Annotated in this window: 23 protein-coding genes and 1 tRNA gene; 11 read left to right on the top strand and 13 right to left on the bottom strand. The window is 69.4% G+C overall.

Annotated elements, in window-relative coordinates; translation table 11 throughout:
• Positions 1 to 6: 6 nt before the first annotated feature.
• Genes ligA through smc form a run of 3 tightly spaced genes read right to left on the bottom strand, consistent with a single transcriptional unit; the run spans position 7 to position 6652 of the window.
• Entirely contained in the window at positions 7 to 2070 is a 2064-nt protein-coding gene (ligA, locus tag ACFPOE_RS20010; protein WP_376852085.1) for an NAD-dependent DNA ligase LigA, read from the bottom strand.
• An 11-nt stretch (positions 2071 to 2081) separates the two neighbouring features.
• A complete protein-coding gene (locus ACFPOE_RS20005; RefSeq protein WP_376852458.1) occupies positions 2082 to 3122 on the bottom strand; it encodes a cell division protein FtsZ in 1041 nt (346 codons plus the stop codon).
• Positions 3123 to 3136: 14 nt separating this feature from the next.
• Positions 3137 to 6652: a chromosome segregation protein SMC gene (smc, locus tag ACFPOE_RS20000; protein ID WP_376852084.1), complete on the bottom strand. Its 3516-nt coding sequence runs from the start codon at positions 6650 to 6652 to the stop codon at positions 3137 to 3139.
• A gap of 146 nt (positions 6653 to 6798) precedes the next feature.
• Between smc and ACFPOE_RS19995 the strand changes: the two genes are divergently transcribed.
• Together ACFPOE_RS19995 and ACFPOE_RS19990 are read left to right on the top strand one after the other, a co-directional pair.
• Complete coding sequence (locus ACFPOE_RS19995) at positions 6799 to 7716, top strand: DUF72 domain-containing protein (protein WP_376852083.1); 918 nt, start codon at positions 6799 to 6801, stop codon at positions 7714 to 7716.
• Positions 7713 to 8546, top strand: coding sequence for an aldo/keto reductase (locus ACFPOE_RS19990; RefSeq protein ID WP_376852082.1), 834 nt, complete (start codon positions 7713 to 7715; stop codon positions 8544 to 8546). The genes ACFPOE_RS19995 and ACFPOE_RS19990 overlap by 4 nt, the downstream gene beginning before the upstream one ends.
• Before the next feature lie 3 nt (positions 8547 to 8549).
• On the opposite strand, the gene budC is transcribed toward ACFPOE_RS19990, so the two are convergent.
• The 3 genes from budC to ACFPOE_RS19975 form a co-directional block, all read right to left on the bottom strand.
• On the bottom strand, positions 8550 to 9317 hold the full coding sequence (gene budC / locus ACFPOE_RS19985; protein ID WP_376852081.1) for a meso-2,3-butanediol dehydrogenase: 768 nt from the start codon (positions 9315 to 9317) through the stop codon (positions 8550 to 8552).
• A gap of 84 nt (positions 9318 to 9401) precedes the next feature.
• Entirely contained in the window at positions 9402 to 10307 is a 906-nt protein-coding gene (locus ACFPOE_RS19980; protein WP_376852080.1) for a class I SAM-dependent methyltransferase, read from the bottom strand.
• Between the two features lie 97 nt (positions 10308 to 10404).
• Positions 10405 to 11460 (bottom strand): alkane 1-monooxygenase, encoded by a 1056-nt coding sequence (locus ACFPOE_RS19975; protein ID WP_376852079.1) that lies wholly within the window; start codon positions 11458 to 11460, stop codon positions 10405 to 10407.
• Positions 11461 to 11541: 81 nt separating this feature from the next.
• Between ACFPOE_RS19975 and dapC the strand changes: the two genes are divergently transcribed.
• The 7 genes from dapC (at position 11542) to ACFPOE_RS19940 (ending at position 19612) form a co-directional block, all read left to right on the top strand.
• Entirely contained in the window at positions 11542 to 12786 is a 1245-nt protein-coding gene (dapC, locus tag ACFPOE_RS19970; RefSeq protein WP_376852078.1) for a succinyldiaminopimelate transaminase, read from the top strand.
• Between the two features lie 4 nt (positions 12787 to 12790).
• Positions 12791 to 13615: a 2,3,4,5-tetrahydropyridine-2,6-dicarboxylate N-succinyltransferase gene (gene dapD, locus ACFPOE_RS19965; protein WP_376852077.1), complete on the top strand. Its 825-nt coding sequence runs from the start codon at positions 12791 to 12793 to the stop codon at positions 13613 to 13615.
• A gap of 151 nt (positions 13616 to 13766) precedes the next feature.
• Positions 13767 to 14924, top strand: a complete 1158-nt coding sequence (locus tag ACFPOE_RS19960) for a PilT/PilU family type 4a pilus ATPase (RefSeq protein ID WP_376852076.1) — start codon at positions 13767 to 13769, stop codon at positions 14922 to 14924.
• Positions 14925 to 14940: 16 nt separating this feature from the next.
• Positions 14941 to 16089, top strand: coding sequence for a succinyl-diaminopimelate desuccinylase (gene dapE / locus ACFPOE_RS19955; protein WP_376852075.1), 1149 nt, complete (start codon positions 14941 to 14943; stop codon positions 16087 to 16089).
• A gap of 134 nt (positions 16090 to 16223) precedes the next feature.
• Positions 16224 to 17090, top strand: a complete 867-nt coding sequence (prmB, locus tag ACFPOE_RS19950) for a 50S ribosomal protein L3 N(5)-glutamine methyltransferase (RefSeq protein WP_376852074.1) — start codon at positions 16224 to 16226, stop codon at positions 17088 to 17090.
• A gap of 18 nt (positions 17091 to 17108) precedes the next feature.
• A complete protein-coding gene (locus ACFPOE_RS19945) occupies positions 17109 to 19040 on the top strand; it encodes an ABC-F family ATP-binding cassette domain-containing protein (RefSeq protein ID WP_376852073.1) in 1932 nt (643 codons plus the stop codon).
• A gap of 65 nt (positions 19041 to 19105) precedes the next feature.
• A complete protein-coding gene (locus ACFPOE_RS19940; protein WP_376852072.1) occupies positions 19106 to 19612 on the top strand; it encodes a hypothetical protein in 507 nt (168 codons plus the stop codon).
• On the opposite strand, the gene ACFPOE_RS19935 is transcribed toward ACFPOE_RS19940, so the two are convergent.
• Together ACFPOE_RS19935 and ACFPOE_RS19930 are read right to left on the bottom strand one after the other, a co-directional pair.
• Positions 19599 to 19979 (bottom strand): STAS/SEC14 domain-containing protein, encoded by a 381-nt coding sequence (locus tag ACFPOE_RS19935; protein WP_376852071.1) that lies wholly within the window; start codon positions 19977 to 19979, stop codon positions 19599 to 19601. The genes ACFPOE_RS19940 and ACFPOE_RS19935 overlap by 14 nt on opposite strands.
• A gap of 81 nt (positions 19980 to 20060) precedes the next feature.
• Positions 20061 to 20279, bottom strand: coding sequence for a hypothetical protein (locus ACFPOE_RS19930; RefSeq protein WP_376852070.1), 219 nt, complete (start codon positions 20277 to 20279; stop codon positions 20061 to 20063).
• A gap of 126 nt (positions 20280 to 20405) precedes the next feature.
• Here ACFPOE_RS19930 and ACFPOE_RS19925 point away from each other — a divergent pair, with 126 nt between their 5' ends.
• A complete protein-coding gene (locus ACFPOE_RS19925) occupies positions 20406 to 21503 on the top strand; it encodes a glycosyltransferase family 9 protein (protein ID WP_376852069.1) in 1098 nt (365 codons plus the stop codon).
• A gap of 72 nt (positions 21504 to 21575) precedes the next feature.
• On the opposite strand, the gene ACFPOE_RS19920 is transcribed toward ACFPOE_RS19925, so the two are convergent.
• Positions 21576 to 22169: a hypothetical protein gene (locus tag ACFPOE_RS19920; protein WP_376852068.1), complete on the bottom strand. Its 594-nt coding sequence runs from the start codon at positions 22167 to 22169 to the stop codon at positions 21576 to 21578.
• Between the two features lie 347 nt (positions 22170 to 22516).
• On the opposite strand from ACFPOE_RS19920, the gene ACFPOE_RS19915 reads away from it, so the two are divergent.
• Positions 22517 to 22936, top strand: a complete 420-nt coding sequence (locus tag ACFPOE_RS19915) for a YybH family protein (RefSeq protein ID WP_376852067.1) — start codon at positions 22517 to 22519, stop codon at positions 22934 to 22936.
• 182 nt (positions 22937 to 23118) lie between these two features.
• Here the strand turns inward: ACFPOE_RS19915 and ACFPOE_RS19910 are convergent.
• From ACFPOE_RS19910 to pal, 4 genes are all read right to left on the bottom strand, one after another.
• A tRNA-Lys gene (locus tag ACFPOE_RS19910) sits at positions 23119 to 23194 on the bottom strand.
• Between the two features lie 34 nt (positions 23195 to 23228).
• Positions 23229 to 24023, bottom strand: a complete 795-nt coding sequence (locus tag ACFPOE_RS19905; protein ID WP_376852066.1) for a tRNA threonylcarbamoyladenosine dehydratase — start codon at positions 24021 to 24023, stop codon at positions 23229 to 23231.
• A 4-nt stretch (positions 24024 to 24027) separates the two neighbouring features.
• Positions 24028 to 24834 (bottom strand): tol-pal system protein YbgF, encoded by an 807-nt coding sequence (gene ybgF / locus ACFPOE_RS19900; protein WP_376852065.1) that lies wholly within the window; start codon positions 24832 to 24834, stop codon positions 24028 to 24030.
• Positions 24831 to 25370: a peptidoglycan-associated lipoprotein Pal gene (gene pal / locus ACFPOE_RS19895; protein ID WP_376852064.1), complete on the bottom strand. Its 540-nt coding sequence runs from the start codon at positions 25368 to 25370 to the stop codon at positions 24831 to 24833. The genes ybgF and pal overlap by 4 nt, the downstream gene beginning before the upstream one ends.
• Positions 25371 to 25396 lie beyond the last annotated feature (26 nt).

The raw sequence follows: 25396 nt of genomic DNA, 5'->3' as shown, positions 1-25396 counted from the left end.
ACCCGTTCACCGGCCGGCGAGCAGGTCGCGCAGTCCCTGTTCATCCAGGATCGCGAGCCCCAGCTGCTGCGCCTTCTCCAGCTTGCTGCCGGCCTCGGTGCCGGCGACAACGTAGTCGGTCTTCTTGCTGACCGAGCCGGCCACCTTGGCGCCGGCCGCCTCCAGCAGGTCCTTGGCTTCGTCGCGGCTGAGCGTGGGCAGCGTCCCGGTCAGCACCACCGTCTTGCCGGCCAGCGGCAGCACCGCGCGCGCCTCGGGCTCGTTCTCCGGCCAGGTCACGCCGGCAGCGCGCAGCTGTTCGACGACTTCGCGGTTGTGCGGCTGGGCGAAGAAGGTGTGGATGCTCTCGGCCACCACCGGCCCCACGTCCGGCACTTCGAGCAGCTGCGCCACGCTGGCGTCCATGATCGCGTCCATCTTGCCGAAGTGGCGCACCAGGTCGCGCGCGGTCGCCTCGCCGACATGGCGGATGCCCAGGCCGTAGAGAAAGCGCGGCAGCGTCGCCTGCTTGGATTTCTCCAGCGCCGCCAGCACGTTCTGCGCCGACTTCTCGGCCATCCGCTCCAGCGCGACGAGGTTCGCCAGCCCCAGCCGGTAGAGATCGGGCAAGGTGCGGATCACGCCGGCGTCCACCATCTGGTCCACCAGCTTGTCGCCCAGGCCCTCGATGTCCATCGCCCGGCGCTGGGCGAAATGCAGGATCGCCTCCTTGCGCTGGGCGCCGCAGAACAGGCCGCCGGTGCAGCGGTAGTCGACCTCGCCTTCCTCGCGCACGGCGTCGGAGCCGCACACCGGGCATTTGCGCGGCATGGTGAACACCGGCGCATCCTTGACCCGCTTGTCCGGCACCACGGCCACCACTTCCGGGATCACGTCGCCGGCGCGCCGCACGATCACCGTGTCGCCGACCCGCACGTCCTTGCGCCGCGCCTCGTCCTCGTTGTGCAGCGTGGCGTTGGTCACGGTGACGCCGCCGACGAACACCGGCGCCAGCTTGGCCACCGGCGTGAGCTTGCCGGTGCGCCCGACCTGCACGTCGATCGCTTCCACCGTCGTCAGCTGCTCCTGCGCCGGGTACTTGTGCGCCACTGCCCAGCGCGGCTCGCGGGTGACGAAGCCCAGCTTCTTCTGCAGCGCGATGCTGTTGACCTTGTAGACCACGCCATCGATGTCGAAGGGCAACTGGTCACGCAGCCGGCCGATGCGGTTGTAGAAGGCGACGAGCTCCGCCGCGCCGCTGGCCAGCGAGGTGTCGTTGTGCACCGGGAAGCCCCAGGAGCGCAGCGTCAGCAGCGCCTGATAATGGGTCTCGAACTGCGGGCCGCCTTCTTCCGGCGGCGACAGCTCGCCCCAGCCATAGGCGAAGAAGCTGAGCGGCCGCTGGCGCGCGATCGCCGGATCGAGCTGGCGCACTGCACCGGCGGCGGCGTTGCGCGGATTGACGAAGGTCTTCTCGTTCTTGGCGCCCCTGGCGATCTTCTCGCGCTGCTTGTCATTGAGCGACTCGAAATCGTCGCGCCGCATGTAGACCTCGCCACGCACTTCCAGCACGGGCGGTGCGTCCTCTGGAAGTTTCAGCGGAATCTGGCCGATCTGGCGGATGTTCTGCGTCACGTCCTCGCCGACCTCGCCGTCGCCGCGGGTGGCAGCCTGCACCAGCACGCCGTCCTCGTAGCGCAGGTTGATCGCCAGCCCGTCGAACTTCAGTTCCGCCACGTATTCCACCGGCGGCTCCGACTCCGCCAGGCCCAGCTCGCGCCGCACCCGGGCGTCGAAGTTCTGCGCGCCCGACGGCTCGGTGTCGGTCTCGGTGCGGATCGACAGCATCGGCACCCGGTGCTTGACCTTGGTGAAGCCGTCCAGCGTCGCGCCGCCCACGCGCTGGGTCGGCGAATCGGCCGACTGCAGCTCGGGATGTTCCGCTTCCAGCCGCTGCAGCTCGCGAAACAGCCTGTCGTATTCGGCGTCCGGAATCTCGGGCGCATCCAGCACGTGGTAGCGGTGGGCGTGGTGGTGCAGCAGCGCGCGCAGCGCGTCGACGCGCTCGCGGACGGCCGTGCTGGTCGCCATCGCGCCGGCCCTCAGGAAAACAGGCGCCGCGCCAGCGCCGAGCCGGCCGACAGGTCGCGGCCGTCCAGCGTGTCGTACAGCTGCTCGAGGTCGGCGCCGATGCCGTCCAGGGATTCGGGCCGGATCACCTGGCCGTTGTCGTCGGTGATCAGGCCGTCCATCGACGCGGCCAGCGCGATGGCCGACTCGCGCATGCGCACGAACGGCCGCTCGCTGCGGTCAACCTGCGGCACGTCCAGGCTGAGCGTCACCTCGCGGATCGCCGACAGCGCCGGATCCTCGGCCATCGCGGCCTGGGTGTCGAAGCTCAGGCCCAGCACCGGCGGCATGCCATGCACCTGCGCCGGCAGCACCATGCGGCCCGGGATCACGCCGGAGACGAAGCCCAGGCGCGCCGCATTCTGCTGCACGTAGCCCGGGCTCCAGGCCGCGTTGCGGGCCCGCAGCGTGAAACCCAGCTGCGCGTCGTGGTCGCTGGCGAACTGGTCCAGCTCGCGCGCTCTCGCCACTTCATGCAGCATCTCCGGAAATTCCGGCGCGCCGTTGACCGCGTCGGCAAAGGCCTGCGCCTTCATCACGAATTCGGAGTATTCGATCTCGTTGAGCGCGCCGGTTCGGTTGGCCATCTGCACCCCGGCCTGGAAGGCGCTGTAGCGCCGGCCGGCGTGGGGCTGCTCCCACTCGCCGGTCTCCACGCTCAGCCCTTCCACCGCGAACGGCTTGCTGCCGGCCCGGCGGGTGGGCGGCATGGCGGCAAGCGCCGCTTCCCCGGAGGCGGGCGCCTCCAGCGCGATCGGCGCGATGATGTCGATCAGCGCGTCCAGCCCCGGGCGCTTCTCCGGCAGCGGCAGGGGCACCGGATCGGTGTCGGTGTCGAAGGTGGGCTCCGACCGCTCGGCCAGCGGATCGGCCGGGTGGCCGGCGGCGGACGCGGGCGCGTCCGGCTGCGGCTGGCGCGGCGTGTTGCGGCGCGAGGTCCAGGTCTGCCAGGCGACCAGCGCGGCCAGCACCAGGCCGCCGATGATCGCCAGTCCCAGCGTGAAACTGCTCAGCGGAAACTTGTCCATCAGGCAGCTTCGGCCATCGAGACCGCGGAATCCATGTCCACGGCGACGATGCGCGACACGCCCTGCTCCTGCATGGTGACGCCGATCAGCTGCTCGGCCATCTCCATCGCGATCTTGTTGTGGCTGATGAACAGGAACTGCGTCTCGCGGCTCATGCTGGTCACCAGCTTGGCGTAGCGCTCGGTGTTGGCGTCGTCCAGCGGCGCGTCGACCTCGTCCAGCAGGCAGAACGGCGCCGGGTTCAGCTGGAAGATCGCGAACACCAGCGCGATCGCCGTCAGCGCCTTCTCGCCGCCGGACAGCAGGTGGATGGTCTGGTTCTTCTTGCCGGGCGGCTGCGCCAGCACCTGCACGCCCGAGTCCAGGATCTCCTCGCCGGTCATCACCAGCTTGGCGTTGCCGCCGCCGAACAGCTCGGGGAACATGCGGCCGAAGTGCTCGTTGACGATGTTGAAGGTGCCGGCCAGCAGGTCGCGGGTTTCGGCGTCGATCTTGCGGATCGCGTCTTCCAGCGTCGTCATCGCCTCGTTCAGGTCGGCCGACTGCGCGTCCAGGAACTGCTTGCGCTCGCGCGCCGTGGTCAGTTCCTCCAGCGCCGCCAGGTTGACGGCGCCCAGCGAGGCGATCTCGCGGTGCAGGCGGTCGATCTCGCCCTGCATGCCGGCCAGCTTGACGTTGCCCTCCTGGATCGACTTGGCTACCGCGTCCAGGTCGGCCTGGGCATCGGCCAGCAGCTGCGTGTATTGCTCCAGGCCCAGGCGCGCCGCCTGTTCCTTCAGCTGCATCTCGACGATCCGCTGGCGCAGCGGGTCCAGCTCGCGTTCCAGCTGCAGCCGGCGTTCGTCGCTGGCGCGAAGTTTCGCGGTCAGGTCGTCGTATTCGCTGCGCTTGGCGCCCAGTGCGCTCTCGCGCTCCAGCTTCAGCGCCAGCGCGCTCTGCAGCCCGGCCTGCGCCGCGGCGTCGGTCAGCCGCGCCAGTTCCTCGCGGGCCCGGTCTTCCTCGACGGCGATGGTCTCGGCCTGTTGCGTCGCGGTGGCGATGGCGCGCTGCAGCTCGGCGCGCCGCGCTTCCAGCGAGCGCTGGGAGAACTGCGCCTCTTGCGCCTGGCGCTCCAGGCTGCGCTGCTGTTCGCGGCTTTCCGCCAGCTTGCGCTCGGCCTCGATCACGCGTTCGTCCAGTTGCGCGTGCCGCTCCTGGCTGTCGGCCAGCTGCATGTCCAGTTCCTCGAAGCGGCCCTCGGCCGTCACGCGGCGCTCCTGCAGCTCCTCCAGCTGGCCGTCCACGTCCGCCAGGTCGGCGGCGATCTGCTCGCTGCGGGCCCGGGTCTGCTCGGCCAGCTGCGTCAGGCGCAGGGTCTCGACCTGCAGTTCGTGCGCCTTGCCCTGCGTCTCGGCCGCTTCACGCCGCGCCAGCACCAGCCGCTGCGATGCATCGGTGTAGGCCGCCTCGGCCCGCACCAGCGCCGAGCGCGCTTCCTCGGTGATCAGGTGCTGCGCGCGCAGCTGCTTTTCCAGGTTCTCGATCTCCTGCTGGCGCGCCAGCAAGCCGGCCTGTTCGGAGTCCGGCGCGTAGAAGCTCACGCTGTGCGCGCTGACGGCATGGCCGCTCTTGACGTAGATCACCTCGCCCGGCTGCAGCCTGGCGCGCGCTTCCAGCGCCTCCTCGAAGCTGCCCGCGGTGTAGCAGCCGTGCAGCCAGTCCACCAGCAGCGCCTTCTGGCCGGCATCGTTCAGGCGCAGCAGGTCGGCCAGCCGCGGCAGCGCCGCTGCGGCTTCGGGGGCGCCGGCCTGCGGCGGGCTGTAGAAGGCCAGCTTGGCCGGCGGCGCGTCGTTGCCGAAGGCGCGCACCATCTCCAGCCGCGACACCTCCAGCGAATTGAGGCGCTCGCGCAGCGCTCCTTCCAGTGCGTTTTCCCAGCCCTGCTCGATGTGGATGCGGCTCCACAGGCCCTGCAGGCCCTCCAGGCCGTGCTTGGCGAGCCACGGGCGCAGCTTGCCGTCGGTCTTGACCTTTTCCTGCAATGCCTTGAGCGCTTCCATCCGCGCCGACAGGTCGGCCTGCTTGCCGCCTTCGGCATTGACCGACTGCTGGCGGGCGCGCCGGTCGTCGTCCAGCGCCGGCACCTGCTCCTGCAATTCGTGCAGCCGGCCGTCGGCCGTTTCCGCGGCTTCCTGCGCCGCGGCCAGCTGCGTCTGCAGGTTGGTCAGGCGCACTTCGTCCGGCGCGGCCAGGGCGTTGCGGTCGGCGGCCAGCTTCTCGCGGCGCAGCGTCAGTGCCCGCGATTGCTCCTCGATGTTGCGCTGGTCGGCCGCCAGCACCTGGATCTGCTGCTGCACCTGGCCGACGCTGGTGCGCTGCTCGGCGGAGCGGGCCTGCGCCTGGCGCAGCGCCTCTTCCAGGTCCGGCAGCCGCTGCGACTGGTCTTCCAGCTGCGCGGCCAGCGTGATCGCCTTCTCCTCGGCTTCCACGCCCTGCCCGGCCAGCGTCTCGATCTCGGCGCTGGCGTCGTCCTTGCGGCCGGCCCATTGCGCGGTCTGTTCCTTCAGCTGGGCGAGCCGCTGCTCCACCCGCTGCCGGCCCTCGACCACGAAGCGGATCTCTGCCTCCAGCCGGCCCACTTCAGCGCTGGCTTCGTAGAGCGCGCCCTGCGCCTGGTTGACCTGGTCGCCGGCGGCGTAGTGCGCCTGGCGGATGGTCTCCAGGTCGCTCTCGATGCGGCGCAGGTCGGCCACGCGCGACTCGAGGTCGTTGACCGCCTTCTCGGCGTCGGCCTTGACCCGGCCCTGGTCCACTTCGCTCTCGGCGCGCTTGAGGAACCACAGCTGGTGCTGTCTGAGCGTGGCCTGGGCCTGCCACTCGTTGTACTTCTGCGCCACCTCGGCCTGCTTTTCCAGCTTGTCGAGGTTGCTGTTCAGCTCCCGCAGGATGTCCTCCACCCGGGTCAGGTTCTCGCGGGTGTCGGTCAGCCGGCTTTCGGTCTCGCGCCGGCGCTCCTTGTACTTGGACACGCCCGCGGCCTCTTCCAGGAACAGGCGCAGCTCCTCGGGCTTGGATTCGATGATGCGGCTGATCGTGCCCTGGCCGATGATGGCGTAGGCCCGCGGGCCCAGTCCCGTGCCCAGGAACACGTCCTGCACGTCGCGCCGGCGCACCGGCTGGTTGTTGATGTAGTAGCTGCTGGTGCCGTCGCGCGTGAGCACCCGTTTGACGGCGATCTCGGCGAACTGGCCCCACTGGCCGCCGGCCCGGTGGTCGGCGTTGTCGAACACCAGCTCCACCGATGCGCGCGACGACGGCTTCCTGGTGTTGGTGCCGTTGAAGATGACGTCCTGCATCGACTCGCCGCGCAGTTCGCTGGCGCGCGACTCGCCCAGCACCCAGCGCACGGCATCCATGATGTTGGACTTGCCGCAGCCGTTGGGACCGACCACGCCCACCAGCTGGCCGGGCAACATGAAGTTGGTGGGTTCGGCGAAGGACTTGAACCCGGATAACTTGATGGAATTGAGGCGCACTTGGCTTCAGGAAAGGGCTGACATTGGCGGGAAACCGGCTTGCCCGGCAGGGTGGCTGGGATGATACCGGACCGCCTGGCGCCCGCCCCTGCAACCAGCGGTTACGGCGGTGACCGCTGGCGCCCGCTTTCTGGCACAAGGAAGCGATGGCAGGACGCATCCGGATCGGGGTTTCAGGCTGGCGCTACCCGCCATGGCGCGGCAACTTCTATCCGCCCGGGCTGCAGCAGGCGCGCGAGCTGTGGTACGCCGCCCGCCAGTTTCCCAGCATCGAGCTCAACGGCTCCTTCTATTCGCTGCAGCGGCCCTCCAGCTACGCCAAGTGGGCCGAGGATTCGCCCGAAGGCTTCGTGTTCGCCGTCAAGGGCGGCCGTTACATCACGCACATGCTGCGCCTGCGCAATGCCCAGACGGCGGTGGCCAATTTCTTCGCCTCCGGCCTGTTCGAGCTGGGCGACAAGCTGGGGCCGGTGCTCTGGCAGTTCCCGCCCAACATGCAGTTCGAGCCCGCGCTGTTCGAGGCCTTCCTCAGGATGCTGCCGAAGACCACGGTTGCCGCGGCGGCGCTGGCGCGGCACCGGGATGCCCGCATGGCCGGGCGCGAATCCCTGGAGCCGCAGCGCAACCAGCGCATGCGCCACGCGGTGGAAGTGCGGCACGACAGCTTCGTCACGCCGGCCTTCATCGCCCTGCTGCGCAAGTACAACGTCGCCTGGGTGGTCGCCGACACGCCCAGGCCCTGGCCGCTGTACGAAGACGTGACTGCCGATTTCGTCTATGTGCGGCTGCACGGCGCCACCGAGCTGTACCGCAGCAAGTACAGCCGCGAGCAACTGGCGCGCTGGGCCGACTGCATCCGGGCCTGGACCCACGGCCTGCAGCCCGCCGATGCGCGCCTGATCGCGCCCGGGCCGCCGCCGCAGCGCAACGGCCGCGACGTCTATTGCTACTTCGACAACACCGACAAGCTGCACGCGCCCGACAATGCGCACGAGCTGATGGACCTGCTGGGCCTGTTGCCCGCGCAGCTCGACACCGGCGTCCTGGAGGTCGCCAGCCGATGAAGACCGTTCGCCTGCCAAGCGGAGAGCTGGTTGCCGCCCTGGGCCAGGGCACCTGGAGCATGGGCGAGGACCCGGCGCAGCGCGCCGCCGAACTCGCCGCGCTGCGCCTGGGCTTCGACCTGGGCCTGACGCTGATCGACAGCGCGGAAATGTATGGCGAGGGGCTGGCCGAAAGCCTGGTGGGCGAGGCGATCGCCGGCCGCCGCGACGGGGTGTTCCTGGTCAGCAAGGTCTATCCGCACAATGCCTCGCGCCAGGCGATGCGCCGCTCCTGCGAGGCCAGCCTGCGCCGGCTGGGCACCGACCGGCTCGATCTCTACCTGCTGCACTGGGCCGGCAGCGTGCCGCTGGCGGAGACGCTGGAGGCTTTCGCCGCGCTGCAGCGCGACGGGCTGATCCGGCATTTCGGCGTCAGCAATCTCGACCTGGCCGCCATGCGCGAGCTCGCCGGGCTGCCCGGCGGCGCCGGCGTGCAGACCGACCAGCTGTTGTACAACCTGTCGCGCCGCGGCATCGAGCACGACCTGCTGCCCTGGCTGCGCCAGCGCGCCATCCCGGTGATGGCCTACTCGCCGCTGGAGCAGGGCCGGCTGCTGGCCGACCGGCGGCTGCAGGCCTTTTGCGCACGGCGGGCCATCACGCCGGCGCAGGCCGCGCTGGGCTGGCTGCTGGCGCAGGACGGCGTGATCGCGATCCCCAAGGCCGCCAGCGCCGCCCGGGTGCGTGCCAATGCCGCCGCCCTGGCGCAGCCGCTGGACGCCGAGGCGCTGGCGGAACTGGAGCGCCTGTTCCCGCGGCCCACGGGGCCGGTGCCGCTGGAAATGCTGTAGCGGCTAGCCCATGTTCGGCTGGCCGCTGGACGCCGTGACGCCGCCGTCCACCGGCAAGGCCACGCCGGTCACCATGGAGGCGTCGTCGCTGGCCAGGAAGGCCACCACGGCGGCGATCTCCGACGGCCGGGCCGGCCGCCCGAGCGGGATGCGCTCCCTGAATTTCGCCATCACCTTCCTGTCCTGCTGCATGTCCTCGGTCATCGGCGTCAGCGTGAAGCTGGGGCAGACCGCGTTGACCCGCACGCCGTCGCCGCCGTGGTCCAGCGCCAGCGCCCGGGTGAAATTGACGATCGCGCCCTTGGAGGCGTTGTAGAAGCTCAGGCCCCAGTCGCCGCCCAGGCCGGACACCGACGCCATGTTGACGATGCAGCCCTTGCTGGCGACCAGGTGCGGCATGGCGGCCCGGCAACCGTGGAACACGCCGCCGGCGTTGATGGCCATCACCTCTTCCCATTCCTGCAGCGAGGCTTCGGTCACCTTGCCCTCGGGCGCGACGCCGGCGTTGTTGACCATCACGTGCAGGCCGCCGAAGCGCCGGACCGACGCCTGCACCAGCGCCTCCACCTGCCGGTATTTCGAGACGTCGCACGGCTTGACCAGCGTGCGCTCGGGCGGCAGGTCCGCGGCCACGGCATCGAGCTTGGCCCGGGTGCGTCCCGCCAGCACCACCGCCGCGCCCTCGGCCGAGAAGCGCCGCGCCACCGCTTCGCCGATGCCCGAGCCGGCCCCCGTGACGACCACCACCTTGTCCTGGAACCTTGCCTCCATCGCGCGCCCTTCGTGCAAAGCGCCCATTCTGGAAGCGCCCGCGCCGCTGCGGGTGCCAGTGCATCGGGGTGTTACGGTCGCCCGCTACGGCAGGGTCTTCGGCCAGGCATGCAGGACGGTTCGCGCCTGCCGGACCAGCTTGGCGCCGACCAGCCGGCTGCGCACGGCACCGTCGCCGATGCCGCGCGTCAGCACATGGGTGCCGCGGAACGGCCACGCGCCGACGTAGCGCAAGCCGGCCTGTTGGGCCAGGATCTGCAGCGAGCGGCGCGAATAGATCGAGACATGGCCGTTGCGCGGGGCGACGTACCACCAGGACAGCCGGGTTTCGTCGGTCACGATGCCGTCGTGGGTGCCGGTCCCGATGTAGACGGTCAGCTCGTCCGGCGAGGCGCGCTGCAGGATCTGGCGCAGCGAGCCGGCCGGATCGGGACTGTGCTCGAACACCTCGAAGGCGCTGCAGAAGTTGTAGCGGCCGGCGAATTCCGGCGTGAGCTCGGTGGTCGCGTACGGGTCGTAGGAATCGAAGGCCCAGCCGTTCTCGCGCAGCAGGGCCGCCGTCATCCCTTCGCCGCCGCCGTAGTCCAGGCCGATGGTCTCGCGCCGGCGGCCGGCCAGGAACGAGACGATGTCGCGGGCATTGCCGCGCGGGCGAACGCCCAGGTACTCCGGGTCCACCTTGGCGTAATCGGCGTTGTACACGTGCGCCCGCCACTGGCCGGCGGTGAACTGGTCGAAGAAGTCGGTGAAGATGAACGCGCAAGCGCTGCAGCGCCGGTAGATCACGGGGATCGCCGCCAGCCCCAGCGGGTACAGCGTGCGGTCGCAGGACTTGTGGAAGTCCACCATGTCGAAGGGCTCGGCCGGCTGGCCGCAGATCTTGCAGGGCGCGGCCGGACGATCGCGCGTGGCCTGGAGCCTGGCGACCGCGTGATCGAGCAGTTCGTCGCGGCCCGGTCGATGTTCCGGCGGCGCCCAAGGGTCAGTCATGCGGGTCCTGGAATTTGGCTGAAGCGCCGCGGCCAGCTAGCCCTGTCCGGCCCCTTGCAGCGGGTCCGGCGTACGGTAACACGCGGTGCGGGAGGGCTCAGCCGGCGGCACGTTCCGCGCTCTCGGTCCCGGCCACCGCCTCCACCTTGGGATCCATCAGCGCGAACCACAGCGGCGGAACGGCGGCCAGCCAGATGCAGCCCGCATACCCGGTGGGCAGCTGCGGCCCGGGCAGCGCCTGCAGTTGCGGGAACGGCGTGAGCGCCCGCAGGTGGTGGTCCGAATGGCGCTGCAGGTTGGCCAGCACGCTGTTGCTCAGCACGTGGTCGGCGTTCCAGGCGTGCTGCACGCCGAAGGGCTCGCGCCGGCCGGTGGCGTCCACGTTGCGCTGCAGGCCGTAGTGCTCGATGTAGTTCACGGTCTCCAGCAGCCAGATCGCGATGGCCGACTGCCCGAGCCAGAAGGCCAGCATCCGCCCTTGCCCGGCCGCCGCCAGCGCGCCGACGATCGCCAGGTTGGCGCCCCAGCTCCAGGCCAGCGCACTGGAGGTCCAGCCGCGGCGGGTGCGCAGCAGCATCTGCCGCTCCAGCCGCCAGGCATCGACGCAGCTCCCTGCCAGCGTGCGCGGCAGGAAGCGCCACAGGCTTTCGCCGCGCCGCGCGCTGGCCGGATCGTCGCGGCTGGCGGCGCGCGGATGGTGGCCGCGGTAATGTTCCACCATGAAATGGCTGTAATTCACGCTGGCCATCAGCAGCCAGGCCAGCACGCGGTCGGCACGGTGGCGGCTGTGGCCCAGTTCGTGCGCGAAGGTGATGCCCATGCTGCCGGTGACGAAGCCGACGCCGAAGGCCAGGCCCGCCACCTGCAGCCAGTCCAGGTGCGGCGCGCGCGCCAGCCCCGCCAGCAGCAAGGCGGCCTGCAGCGGCACGTACAGCCGCAGCAGCCAGCGCAGCTGCGGCTGCGGCCCGGCCGGCGCCGGCGAACGCTGCGCGCCCGGCCAGCACGCGTCCACCGCGGCGACCAGCAGCAGGATGGCGATCGCGCCCCAGAATGCCGTTTGCGGCCGCAGCAGCACGTTCAGCAGCGTGGTGGCCGGCAGCAGCAGGATCAACAGGAAGCGCGCATCCGACAGGCGCCAGCGGGAAGACGTCATGTTGCGATTGGATGCAGCCGGGCCGGCGGCGTCAATCGGTGCCGGCCCCCCCAAGGGCCATGCCGCGATAATCGACAGCCTATGAATCCCCTGTTGTCCCGGCTGCAGCCCTACCCCTTCGAGCGCCTGCGCGAGCTGTTTGCGGGCGTGACGCCCGATCCCGCCTTCCGCCCGATCAGCCTGGGCATCGGCGAACCCAAGCACCCCACGCCCGAATTCATCAAGCAGGCGCTGACCGCGGCGATGTACGACGCCAGCACCGACCTGGCGGCCTACCCCCCGACCGCCGGCACGCCGAAGCTGCGCGCGGCCTTCACCGGCTGGGTGCAGCGCCGCTATGGACTGGCGCTGGACCCGGCCACGCAGGTGCTGCCGGTCAACGGTTCGCGCGAGGCGCTGTTCGCATTCGCGCAGACCGTGCTGGACCCGGGCACGGGCGCGGACCCCCGCCCGGTGGTGGTCTGCCCCAATCCCTTCTACCAGATCTACGAGGGCGCGGCCCTGCTGGGCGGCGCCGATCCGTACTACGCACCCAGCGACCCGGCGCGCAACTTCGCGATCGACTGGGGCAGCGTTCCGGCCGCCATCTGGGCCCGCACCCAGCTGCTGTTCGTCTGCTCGCCGGGCAACCCGACCGGCGCGGTGATGCCGCTGGACGAATGGAAGATGCTGTTCGAGCTGTCGGACCGGCACGGCTTCGTCATTGCCTCCGACGAGTGCTACAGCGAGATCTATTTCCGCGACGAGCCGCCGCTGGGCGGGCTGGAGGCGGCGGCCAGGCTGGGCCGCAGCGATTTCCGCAACCTGGTGTCCTTCACCAGCCTGTCCAAGCGCAGCAACGTCCCGGGGCTGCGCAGCGGCTTCGTCGCGGGCGACGCCGGCCTGCTCAGGCAGTTCCTGCTGTATCGCACATACCACGGCAGCGCCATGAGCCCGGTGGTGCAGGCGGCCAGCATCGCGGCCTGGGGCGACGAACGGCATGTGGTGGAAAACCGCGCCATGTACCGGTCAAAGTTCGCGGAAGTGACGCCTTTGCTGGCGCCGGTGCTCGATGTCAGCCTGCCGGACGCCGGTTTCTACCTGTGGGCGGGTGTGGGGGAAAGCGACACTGCATTCGCCCGCGACCTGCTGGCTCAATACAATGTGACTGTGCTGCCGGGCAGCTACCTGGCCCGGGACAGCGGCGGCGCCAATCCCGCGAATGGGGGCGCCCCGGGGAACAACCCGGGACGGGGCCGCATCCGCATGGCCCTGGTGGCCGGCACCGCAGAATGCGTGGAAGCCGCGCAGCGCATCGTCCAGTTCGTGAAAAACAGATCCAAATAACTCCATGACCCAACAGCTCCAGCAGACCATCGACGCCGCGTGGGAGAACCGCGCCAACATCTCGCCCAAGTCGGCGCCCCGCGACGTGCTGGAGGCGGTCGAACACGTGATCGCCGCCCTGAACAAGGGCGAGCTGCGGGTCGCCACCCGCGAGAGCGTCGGCAAGTGGACCGTCCACCAGTGGATCAAGAAGGCGGTGCTGCTGTCGTTCCGGCTCAAGGACAACGAGATCATGAAGGCCGGCGACCTGGCCTTCTTCGACAAGGTGCAGACCAAGTTCGCCCACCTGACGCCCGAGGAAATGGCCGCCACCGGCGTGCGCGTGGTGCCGCCTGCGGTCGCCCGGCGCGGCAGCTTCGTGGCCCGCGGCGCGATCCTGATGCCCAGCTACGTGAACATCGGCGCCTACGTGGACGAAGGCACCATGGTGGACACCTGGGCCACCGTCGGCAGCTGCGCGCAGGTCGGCAAGAACGTCCACCTGTCCGGCGGCGTCGGCCTGGGCGGCGTGCTGGAGCCGCTGCAGGCCAACCCGACCATCATCGAGGACAACTGCTTCATCGGCGCCCGCTCCGAAGTGGTGGAAGGCGTGATCGTGGAGGAGAACTCGGTGGTCGGCATGGGCGTGTACCTGGGCCAGAGCACCCCGATCTACGACCGGGAAGCGGACACCATCAGCTACGGCCGCATCCCGTCGGGCTCGGTGGTGGTCAGCGGCAACCTGCCCAAGCCCGGCGGCAAGTACAGCCTGTATGCCGCCGTCATCGTCAAGCGGGTGGACGCCAAGACCCGCGCCACCACCAGCCTGAACGAGCTGCTGCGCCCCTGAAAACGGACGACGGGACGCAGAGGACGCAGAAACTACGCAGAGGACGCAAAAAAAGTCATATGAACATTTTCCAGGTCTTCTTCTGCGACTTCTGCGCAACTTTTGCGTCCTCTGCGTCCGGTTGTCCGAATTTGGTATTTAGGAGCGAAGCATGAGCACGATGGAGCGGATCCTGCGGTTGATGGGCGAGAAGAAGGCCTCGGACATCTACCTGTCCGCCCACGCCCCGGCGATGATCAAGATCAACGGCCAGTGCCTGCCGATCAACGCGCAGCTGCTGCCGCCGGACGCGCCCAAGGCGCTGCTGGCCGAAGTGCTGCCGGCCATCCGGATCAAGGAGCTGGAAGAGACCGGCGAGCTGAACATGGCCCAGCCGATCGCCGGCGTCGGCAACTTCCGCTTCTCCGCGATGCGCCAGCGCGGCACCTACGCGGTGGTGGTGCGCTTCATCAGCACCGACATTCCGGCGCTGGCCTCGCTGAACGTGCCGATGATCCTGGGCGACCTGATCATGGCCAAGCGCGGCCTGCTGCTGATGGTGGGCGCCACCGGCGCCGGCAAGAGCACCACGCTGGCGTCGATGATGGATTACCGCAACGAGAAGGCCACCGGCCACATCCTCACCATCGAGGACCCGGTGGAATTCCTGTTCACCAACAAGAAGTCGGTGATCAACCAGCGCGAGGTCGGCACCGACACCGAGTCGATGGCGGTGGCGCTGAAGAACGCGCTGCGCCAGGCGCCCGACGTGATCCTGGTGGGCGAGATCCGCGACCGCGAGACCATGTCGGCCGCGATCGCGTACGCGCAGTCGGGCCACCTGTGCCTGGCCACCATGCACGCCAACAACAGCTACCAGGCGCTCAACCGGATCCTGAGCTTCTACCCGGTCGAAGTGCGGGCGACCATGCTGGGCGACCTGGCGGCGGCGCTCAAGGCCGTGGTCTCGCAGCGGCTGCTGCGCACCATCACCGGCAGCCGGGCGCCTGCGGTGGAAGTGATGCTCAACACCAAGCTGATCTCGGAGCTGATCGAAAAGGGCGACTTCTCCGGCGTCAAGGAAGCGATGGAGAAGTCGATGGCCGAGGGCTCGCAGACCTTCGAGCAGGACATCGCCCGCATGATCGTCGACGGCATCGTGGAGAAGAAGGAAGGCCTGGCCTACGCCGACTCGCCCACCAACCTGCAATGGCGGCTGCAGAACGACTTCGCCGGCAAGGACGCCCAGTTCGCCGAGGAAGGCGCCAGCGAGGAAGACCTGGCGGAAGAAGCCTCGTTCACCGAGATCACGCTGGACGTGAAGCATTGATGACGAGGCTGGCCTGATGTCGAAGGTGCTGTACCTCGCCGAAGAACTGATCTCGCGGCCTTCGGTCACGCCGGACGACCAGGGCTGCCAGCGCATCCTGTCGCAGCGGCTGGCGCCGCTGGGCTTTGCCTGCGAGACCATCGACAGCGGCCCCGAGAGCTTCCGCGTCACCAACCTGTGGGCCAAGCGGCCCGGCTCCGGCGGCCGGACGCTGGTCTTTGCCGGCCACACCGACGTCGTGCCCACCGGCCCGCTGGAGCAGTGGAGCAGCAATCCCTTCGTGCCGGCGCACCGCGACGGCCAGCTGTACGGCCGCGGCGCCGCCGACATGAAGACCTCGATCGCCGCCTTCACGGTGGCGGTGGAGGAATTCCTGCAGGCCACGCCGGCGCCGGCGCTGTCGATCGCCCTGCTGATCACCAGCGACGAGGAAGGCCCCAGCGTGGACGGCACCGCGGTGGTCTGCGACCGGCTCAAGGCGCGCGGCGAGACCCTGGACTACTGCATCGTCGGCGAGCCGACCTCGGTGGCGCGGCTGGGCGACATGATCAAGAACGGCCGCCGCGGCAGCATGAGCGGCAAGCTCACCGTCAAGGGCGTGCAGTGCCACATCGCCTATCCGCAGCTGGGGCTCAATCCCATCCACAAGGCGATGCCGGCGCTGGCCGAACTGGCCGCGATGCAGTGGGACAAGGGCAATGCGTTCTTCCAGCCCACCAGCTGGCAGATGAGCAACATCCACGGCGGCACCGGCGCGACCAACGTGATTCCGGGCGCGATGGTGGTGGACTTCAACTTCCGCTACTCCACCGAATCCAGCGCCGAGTCGCTGCAGCAGCGCGTCGCTGCGGTGTTGGAGCGCCACGGCCTGGACTACGAGATCCAGTGGGTGGTCGGCGGCCTGCCCTTCCTTACCGAGCCGGCCGAACTGGTTGGCGCCGTGCAGGCTGCGATCCGCGCTGAAACCGGCGTCGCGGCGGAACTGTCCACCACCGGCGGCACCAGCGACGCCCGCTTCATTTCCCGCATCTGTCCGCAGGTGATCGAGTTCGGGCCGCTGAACGCCAGCATCCACAAGATCGACGAGCACGTCGCCGTCGCCGACATCGAGCCGCTCAAGAACATTTATCGCCGTACTCTGGAGCTCTTGAACGCCCAGTCCTGAAATCCGACATCCGGACGCAGAAGACGCAGAAACAACGCAGAAAGCGCAGAAGAGACCATCGAGGTCTTGAATTCCTTTTGCGACTTCTGCGTTGGTTCTGCGCTTTGGTCGTCCGGCAGTTCTCCCCTTCCCCTATGACAGTCATCGACCTCATCAACCAAAGTGCCGCGCAGCTTGAACAAGCTGGCGTGGCGTTCGGCCATGGGACGGGCAACGCGTTCGACGAGGCGGCGTGGCTGGTGCTGTGGAAGCTGGGTTATCCGCTGGACCAGATCGACGAGCACGCGGACAAGCCGGTGACGCCGCAGCAGCAGGCCGCCGCGCAGGCGCTGGTGCAGGAGCGGATCGCGTCGCGCAAGCCGGCCGCGTACCTGACCAAGGAGGCGTGGCTGCAGGGCGTGCCGTTCTACGTGGACGAGCGCGCCATCGTGCCGCGCAGCTTCATCGCCGAGATCATCGCCGACGGCGACATCGACTACTGGCTGGGCGAACACACCCGTCGGGTGCTGGACCTGTGCACCGGCAACGGCAGCCTGGCGGTGATCGCGGCGCTGTGCTGGCCGGACGTGAGCGTGGCGGCGGCCGACATCTCGCCCAAGGCGCTGGAAGTAGCGCGCATCAACGTCGACCGGCATGGGCTGGCCGACCGCATCTCCCTGATCCATTCCGACGGCCTGCAAGGCGTGCTCGGAACCTTCGACCTGATCCTGTGCAACCCGCCCTACGTCAACACGCAGAGCATGGACCAGCTGCCCGCCGAGTACCAGGCCGAACCGGCGCTGGCGCTGGCCGGCGGCGCCGACGGCATGGACTTCATCCGCCGGCTGCTGGCCGACGCGCCCGCCCACATGAGCGAGCACGCGGTGCTGGTGCTGGAAATCGGCAACGAGCGCGGCAACTTCGAAGCCGCCTTCCCGCGCCTGGCGGCCGTCTGGCTGGAAACCAGCGCCCGCGACGACCAGGTCCTGCTGCTCACCCGCGAAGCGCTGCTGACCCCCTAGAAAAGAAGAATTGCCCCTGTGATCACCCTCAAGAACGTCACCCTGCGCCGCAGCGCCAAGGTCCTGCTGGACAAGGTCTCCGTCACCATCAATCCCGGCGAGAAGGTCGGCCTGGTCGGGCGCAACGGCGCCGGCAAGTCCACCCTGTTCGCGCTGTTCACCGGCGTGCTGCACGAGGACAGCGGCGACTTCTCGCGGCCGGCGCAGTGGCAGCTGGCGCAGGTGGAGCAGAACATGCCGGAGACCGAGGAGTCGGCCACCGACTTCGTGCTGGGCGGAGACACCCGGCTGGCCAGCCTGCGCGAGCTGCTGGTGCAGGCGGAGAACAGCGGCGACGGCATGGCCATCGCCCACGCCTACACCGACCTGGCGGACGCCGGCGAGCACGACGCGGTGCCGCGCGCGCAAGCGCTGATCCTCGGCCTGGGCTTCAAGACCAGCGAGCTGGAAAGCCCGGTCAACAGCTTCTCCGGCGGCTGGCGCATGCGGCTGCAGCTGGCGCGGGCGCTGATGTGCCCGTCCGACCTGCTGCTGCTGGACGAGCCGACCAACCACCTGGACCTGGACGCGCTCGTGTGGCTGGAAGCGTGGCTCAAGCGCTACCAGGGCACGCTGATCGTGATCAGCCACGACCGCGAATTCCTGGACGCCGTCACCGACGTCACGCTGCACATCGAGAACCAGGGCATCACCCGCTACGGCGGCAACTACAGCGCCTTCGAGACGCTGCGCTCGCAGCAGCTGGAACTGCAGCAGTCGGCGTTCTCCAAGCAGCAGGACAAGATCGCCCACCTGCAGAAATTCATCGACCGCTTCAAGGCCAAGGCCAGCAAGGCCAAGCAGGCGCAGAGCCGGGTCAAGGCGCTGGAGCGGATGGAGAAGATCGCGCCGGTGCTGGCCGACGCCGACTTCACCTTCGAATTCAAGGAGCCGGCCAACCTGCCCAACCCGATGCTGGCGATCAGCGACGGCGTGTTCGGCTACAAGTCGGAAGACGAAGGCGACAAGGTGATCGTGCGCGGCGTCAACCGCTCGGTGCTGGCCGGCCAGCGGATCGGCATCCTGGGCGCCAACGGCCAGGGCAAGTCGACGCTGGTCAAGACCATCGCCGGCGACATCCCGCTGCTGGCGGGCACCATCACGCAGGGCAAGGGCCTGTCGATCGGCTATTTCGCCCAGCAGGAGCTGGACGTGCTGCGCCCCGCCGACAACCCGCTGGAGCACATGACGCGGCTGGCGCGCGAGGTCGGCCCGGCGGCGCGCGAGCAGGAGCTGCGCAACTTCCTGGGCACCTTCAACTTCAGCGGCGACATGGTGCGCCAGGCGGTCGGCACCATGAGCGGCGGCGAGAAGGCGCGGCTGGTGCTGGCGATGATGGTCTGGCAGCGCCCCAACCTGCTGCTGATGGACGAGCCGACCAACCACCTGGACCTGGCCACCCGCGAGGCGCTGTCGATGGCGCTCAACGAGTTCGAAGGCACGGTGATGCTGGTCAGCCACGACCGGCATCTGCTGCGGGCCGTCTGCGACGAATTCTGGCTGGTGGGCCGGGGCGTCGTGGCGCCGTTCGACGGCGACCTGGACGACTACCAGAAGTACCTGCTGGACGAATCCAAGCGGCTGCGCGAGCAGGCCAAGCTCGATCGCACCGCGGCGCTGGTGCAGCCGGTGGTCGTGGCCGCGCCGCGCCAGCAGGACGCCCAGCACCGCCAGCAGGTGGGCGCCCGGCTCAAGCCGCTGCGCAAGGAGCTGGAGCAGGCCGACAAGCGCATGGCGCAGCTGACGCAGGAGAAGGCGGCGCTGGAGGCCAGGCTGGCCGGCAAGCTGGCGCCGGCCGCGCTGGCCGAGGACGGCAAGCTGCTCAAGGCCGCCAACGACGAGCTTGCCCGGCTGGAGGAGCGCTGGCTGGCCCTGTCCGGCGAAATCGAATCGATCGAAACGACTGCCTGAGACTTTGGGACAGACCTTCAGGGTCTGCCGCCAACTGAGCAGGTCGGGCTGCGGTAAGGTAGCGCATGGCCGCCACCCTGCAACTTGCCGAGCACAACCCAGAGCTGGCCGCGCGCGTGCGCTATTGCCGGCGCCTGCTGAACCGGCGGGCGCTGGTGGCCGCCGCAGCCAGCGCCGTGCCGGTGCCGGGCCTGGACTGGGCGGTGGACGCCGCGCTGCTGTCCAAGCTGGTGCCGGAGATCAACCGGCAGTTCGGCCTGTCGCCCGAGCAGCTGGACCAGCTGCCCCACCACAAGCGCGAACAGGCGCAGAAGGCGATCGGCGCGATCGGCTCGATGCTGGTGGGCAAGTTCATCACCCGCGACCTGGTGCTGCGCTTCGCCGGCAAGGTCGGCATGCGGATGTCGGCCAAGCAGGCGGCGCGCTACGTGCCGCTGGCCGGCCAGCTGGTATCGGCGCTGGTGGGCTACAGTGCCATCCGCTACCTGGGCGAGGAGCACATCCGCGACTGCATCGCTGTGGTCCAGAGTGCGCACCTGGCCTTGCCGGCGCCCGCGCTCAAGGCTTCCTGAACGGCAGTTCCGCGGCGGCAATCCAGGCCAGCGCCTGGCTTTCGTCGTCGAACACCCGCAGCTGGGAACCCAGCTCCTGCGCGGCGCGCTCGCTGTTGCGCGTGAGGCTGCGCGGCGGCACCACCGACGCCACGCGTTCGAGATGGGCCAGGTCCTGCGCCACCAGTTCCCCGATGAAGATCTGCTCGGTGGGCGTGAGCTCGCCGTCCACCTGCCGCAGGTCCACCACCACCCGCCGGTCCGACCAGTAGACGGTTTCCCGGGCGATCATGGAGATCAGCTCGACGCAATCGCCGATCGAATTCGGTCCTGCGGCCTGGACCCTGACATAGCCGGGGAAGCGGGTGAGCTGGGTGCTGAATGCCATGGGCGAATGCTACCGCGCGCGCTACGGCGCCGGGCGCGCCCGCCGCGCGCCACCGGCAGCGGGCGTGCGGAACTGCGCGATTCAGGCGAAAGTCAGCTGCACCGGCACGCTGGCATGGAGCTCGCGCAGCGCCCGCCAGGTCTCGGGCGAGACCAGTTGCTGCGACTGGTCCGCCAGGTTGACGATGCGGCACTCGGCCGCGTCCGCGTGCCAGCCGGCCGCGAACAGGCCGCGCGCCTCGGGCGTGGGAAGGTCGAGGCCCGGCGGGTGCTCGAGAGGGGGTTGCCAGCGTGGATCCATGCCGGCAGCTTCTGTTGGCAGTGCGCCGCGGTCTGCCGGCATCCGCGCCTCGTGGGCGTAGGAGCGCACCCTACGCAGGCCGGGCGTGCGCGCGGCGCTGCCCGATAATCGCTGCGCCATCCGCCCATGTTCCGCCGCCTCGCACTGACCTCCATCACCCAGCCGCTGAGCCGGCCGGTTCCGGGCGAATCCGGCGCCGACTACCTGCACGAGATCGGCGCGGGCAAGGCCGCGCGCCGCGCCGCCTCGCGCCGGCTGGCCTTCTGGCTGTCGGGGCAGGAGCGGTTCCGGCTCGACCGCATCCCGGCCGGCGCCCGCCGCGTCCTGTGGATCTACTTCGGCGAAGACCAGATCGGCGACGCCCTGATGGACCTGGCGTCGCGCAGCCTGCTGGTCGACGCAGGGCTGCAGGTGGACCTGGTGGCGGCGCCGGTCGTCGCGGCCCTGTTTGAGGGCGACCCCTGGTTCGGAAAGGTGGGCAGCGACACGGCGGGGTTCAGCGGCAGCCACTACGACTGCGCCATCGTGCTGAGCAACAAGCGCAGGCCGCTGCAGCAGAAGATCCGGCATTTCCCGCGCCTGCCGTGGGTTTCCCTGCACGGCTACTTCACCGGCCCCAACTTCCACCGGGGCGCCTTCGGGGCGCAGCGGCTGGCCGATCTGCTGGGGCTGACGCCGGGCGCTGCGCAGCTGCAGGCCCATGCCCGGCAGAAGCTCGGGCCGATCCCGCCGGCGGCGACCGACCCTGCGGCCGATCTGCAGGATGCGGTAGGCCTGGTGATGGGCGGCGTGCGCAGCGACCGCGTCTACCAGCACTGGGACCAGGTGGTCCGGCAACTGGTGGACGCCGGCCACAGCCGCTTCGTCCTGGTCGGCAGCGCCAATGGAGCGGCGCAGGCCGCAACGTTGATCGCGGGCGCGCCGGCAGGCGCCCGGATCGCCGACTACACCGGCCGCCTGAGCCTGGCCGGCACGCGCGCGCTGCTGGATGCGACGCCGGTGGTCGCCTGCCCCGACGGCGGCCTGATGCACCTGGCGCTGACGGTGCGCGCGGCGCTGGTTCCCCTGTTCAGCGCGCAGATTGCGCCCCAGTGGCGCCTGCCGGCCGACGTGCTGCCCGATGCATTGCAGGCCGGCGCGGGCGGCGTGTCGAACATCCCGTCGCAACAGGTGAGCCGGGCGATCGCGCGCCTGCTGGCGCAACGAAAAAGGGGATGGCCATGACGGCCATCCCCTGCGTTTCGTTCGGACCGGGTCGACATTCATCGCCCGGGCGTGCCGCGCGGCGGCAAGCTCTTACTGGTAGCTGATGGTCAGGTTGGCGGACGCACCATTCACCGTGACGGTCACGGCGTCGGTCAGCCGGCTGGTCGCACCGGTGGTCGTGACCCGGTAGCTTGCGGTGGACGGCAGCACGTTGCCGGCGCTGTCGGTCACGCGGGTGGTCAGGCGCAGGATCAGCGAATTGGCCGAATCGGCTTCCACCGTGTAGGTGACGGTGCCCGAGCCGATCTTGGAAGTCTTGGCGCTGCTGGCGTAGCAGTCCTGGCTGATCCAGGTCCCCGAGGTGCCGGCGGGTGCATTGGCCGGCAGGCTGGTGTAGGCCGTGGTGACGCAATAGGCGCCGGCGCTCGTGGACCCCAGCGGCTTGTAGTTGCTGTCGTAGTACGCGTCGGTGGAAGCCGACAGCGGAGCGGTCTGGCCATTGGCCGACACCGAGCCGGAGAGATCGACGTGCTTGCGCAGGCCGGCGACGCCCTCGAAGGTCGCGGCGCTGGTGGTTTCGGTGTACGTGCCGGCGCCGGCGACGCTGACCGTCTGGCCCGACGCCGTCACCGTGCCGGCGATCGACACGGTGCCGGTCTTGCTCTGGTTGATCATGTTCGACATGGCCGTGCCCAGCGGGATGGCGGTGGACGCCGCGGGCGCAGGCGCGGGCTGGGCCGCGGTACTGCCGTCCCCACCGCCTCCGCAGGCGGCGACAAGCGCGCAAAGCGCGGAGATGGTCAGGATGCGTGTTGTTCTCATTGTTGTGCCCGATGTAATGCAGCGCGAAAATGCGCCGCGCGAGGGTACTGTGCGCCTTCGACCGCGGTCAATGCCGCCGTCGTGCGGCGACAACAACGAAAAAGGGGGTGACCATGACAGCCACCCCCCTGAATCATGTCGGAGAGAGTCCGGCGCGTCTGCGAAACCACGGGGCTGCATCAAGCCGCAGTGCTGGTAGGCTGCCACCGGTGGAAGAGCTCGTTGCAACCTTTTTGGCCGCGTTCGAAAACCTCGACATGCCGTCCTTCATCGCGTGTTTCGCGAGCGATGCGACGGTGTTCTTCCCGGCACCCGAGCCGCCTGCTCGATTTGATGGCAGGGCTGCGATACAGGCGCAGTTCAGCATCGTGTTCGCACGTATCCTGGGCCAAGCGCCAGGCGGCCCGCCGTATCACCGGCTGGTCCCCGAGGAGCTGCGCATCGAGCAGGTCTCGCCAAACATGGGCCTGGCCACATTCCACTTGCGCAGCGCTGAGCGAACCGCTCGGAGAACGCTGGTCCTTTGTCAACATTCGGGCGAGTGGCGCATACAGCACCTCCATGCATCCAATGTGTCCGTGGCGCACGTCGCGCTGAGCCATCAAGGCGTGTCGTCCAATGGTGCCTAACCCTTCCATCGGGGGACGTGTTCCAGGGGGCTTCGCCCGCTCCCGCGCGCCGCTGGCATCCAGCTCCGGGTGTACCCCGAAGTCCGGGTCGGTGCCTCCGAGGCTGTCACCAGACAGTCATGCCGGCCTAGAAAAAGAAAAAGCCCGCTATCGCTTTGATAGCAGGCTTTCCTTATTTGTATTGGTAGGACGTACTGGGGTCGAACCAGTGACCAACGGATTAAAAGTCCGCTGCTCTACCAACTGAGCTAACGTCCCGCAAGCTGCATCGGATGTGCAGCAAAGCCAATGATTATAACGTGGACTCCGCCGCCTTTCGGGTGGCGATGCGGTCCATCACCCAGCCGGCGGCGCACAGGCCGAAGGTGGCCGTCACGCTGGCGGCCGATCCGTAGCCGTGGCAGTTCAGCGAGCCGTCGCCTTCCAGGGCGCAGGACGGATCGGGCGGCGCCACCGCCTCGCGGCTGAACACGCAGGCCACGCCGATCTTCTTGCCTTCCCTGGGCGCGCCATGGTGCTTGCGCAGCTGGTAGCGCAGCTGCGCCAGCAGCGGGTCGTGGGTGGTGTTGGCCAGGTCGTCCACATCCACCTTGTGCGCCAGCCGCTTGCCGCCGGCCGCGCCGGCGCTGATGAACAGCACCTCGCTCCCGCGCTCGCGGGCCCAGGCGGCCATCGCCGCCTTGGCCTTGACCTGGTCGCAGGCGTCGATCACCGCCGTCACGCCGGGCGGCAGCAGCTGCGGCCAGTTGCCCGGCTCCACGAATTCCTCGATGCCGTGAACTCTGCACGCGGGATTGATCTGCGCGATGCGCTCGGCCATCGCCTGCACCTTGGCCTGGCCGATGGTGCTGGCCAGCGCGTGCACCTGGCGGTTGATGTTGGATTCGGCCACGTGGTCCAGGTCGATCAGCGTGAGTTCGCCGACGCCGCTGCGGGCCAGCGCCTCCGCCGCCCAGGACCCGACGCCGCCGATGCCGGCGACCGCGACGTGCGCGCCGCGGATGGCACGCGCGCCCGGCACGCCGTACAAGCGCTCCAGCCCGCCGAAGCGGCGCTGCAGGTCGGCCGCCTCGTCCAGGTGGGTCATCGCCCTAGCGGCGCGCCAGCCGCTCGCGGGCGGCGTTGGCGGCTTCCGACTGCGGATAGCTGCGGGTCAGCTCCTCCAGCGTGCGGCGGGCGCCCGGGTTGTCCTTCAGCTCGATCTGGCAGTTGGCGATCGACAGCAGCGCCTCGGGCGCGCGTGCGTGGTCCGGGGCCTGCGCCAGCAGCGCGCGGAAATTGGCGATCGCGCCGCGGTAGTCGCGGTTGGCGTACTGCGCGTTGCCCAGCCAGAACAGCGCCGTGCCGCGGTAGCCCGACTGCGGATAGCGCTTCACGAATTCGGTGAACGAGGTCTGCGCCGCCGGGAAGTCGCCGCGCCGGAAGATCGCCAGCGAGGCTTCGAAGTCGCGCATCTCCGCCGGATCCGCGGTGAACTCGCGCCCGTCCAGCGTCACCTTGGCCGGCTCGAACTTGCGCAGCCGCTCCTCGACGCCGGTGGCGATGTCCTTCTGGCCGCGCTGCAGTTCCGACACGCTGCGGGCCAGCTGCTCGTTCTGCCCGCGCATGGCGGCGATCTCGCCGCGCAGGGCCTCGATCTGGTTCTGCAGGTCCAGCAGGCTGCGGCGCAGCTGGCCGTTGTCGTCGGTGGCGCGACGCAGGTCGTCGGCCTGCCGCTGCATGGCGGCGTCGGCGGCGAGGCGCTGCTGCTCCACCTTTCCGCGCAGGTCCAGGATGGCGCGGCGCGCCTCGTCGTCCTCGAACAGCGCGGCATGCGACTGGCCGGCCAGCAGAGCGCCGCCGGCCAGCAGCAGCCCGGTGGCCAGCGGCCGCCAGGACCAGGCGGTATGCACCTTCATCGGCGGTAGGCGATTTCGGCGCGGCGGTTCTGCGCCCACGCGGTTTCGTCGCTGCCGATGACGGCCGGCTTTTCCTTGCCGAAGCTCACGGCCTCGACCTGGTTGTCGTTGATGCCCAGCAGGCCGAGCGAGCGGCGCACCGCCTCCGCCCGCCGCTGGCCCAGCGCCAGGTTGTATTCGCGGCCGCCGCGCTCGTCGGTGTGGCCCTCGACCACCACGTGGCGCTGGCCGTTGCCCTTGAGGAAGCGCGCATGGGCCTCGATCAGGCTCTGGAACTCGGGCTTGATCGCGTAGCTGTCGTAGTCGAAGTAGATGATGCGGGCGACATTGGCCGGGCCCGCGGTGTCGCCGGGCCGCTGGACAGCATCTACCGGCGTCACGACGCTCTCGGTGGTGCGGCTTGCGCTGCCGGCATCACCCGGCTGGACGGCGGTGCCGCTGCGGTTTTCAACCGGCACGTCGTCGAGTTTCACGCCGGAGGCGCAGCCGGCCAGCACGGTCGCGACGGCGCAGGCTGTGAGCAATCTTTTGAACATCTAGCAAAACCTCCTGATAGGACAAA

The sequence above is a fragment of the Caenimonas terrae genome (genome assembly GCF_042655405.1).
GTDB classification, from domain to species: domain Bacteria; phylum Pseudomonadota; class Gammaproteobacteria; order Burkholderiales; family Burkholderiaceae_C; genus Ramlibacter; species Ramlibacter terrae_A.
This window is presented reverse-complemented; position numbering and strand designations above follow the sequence as displayed.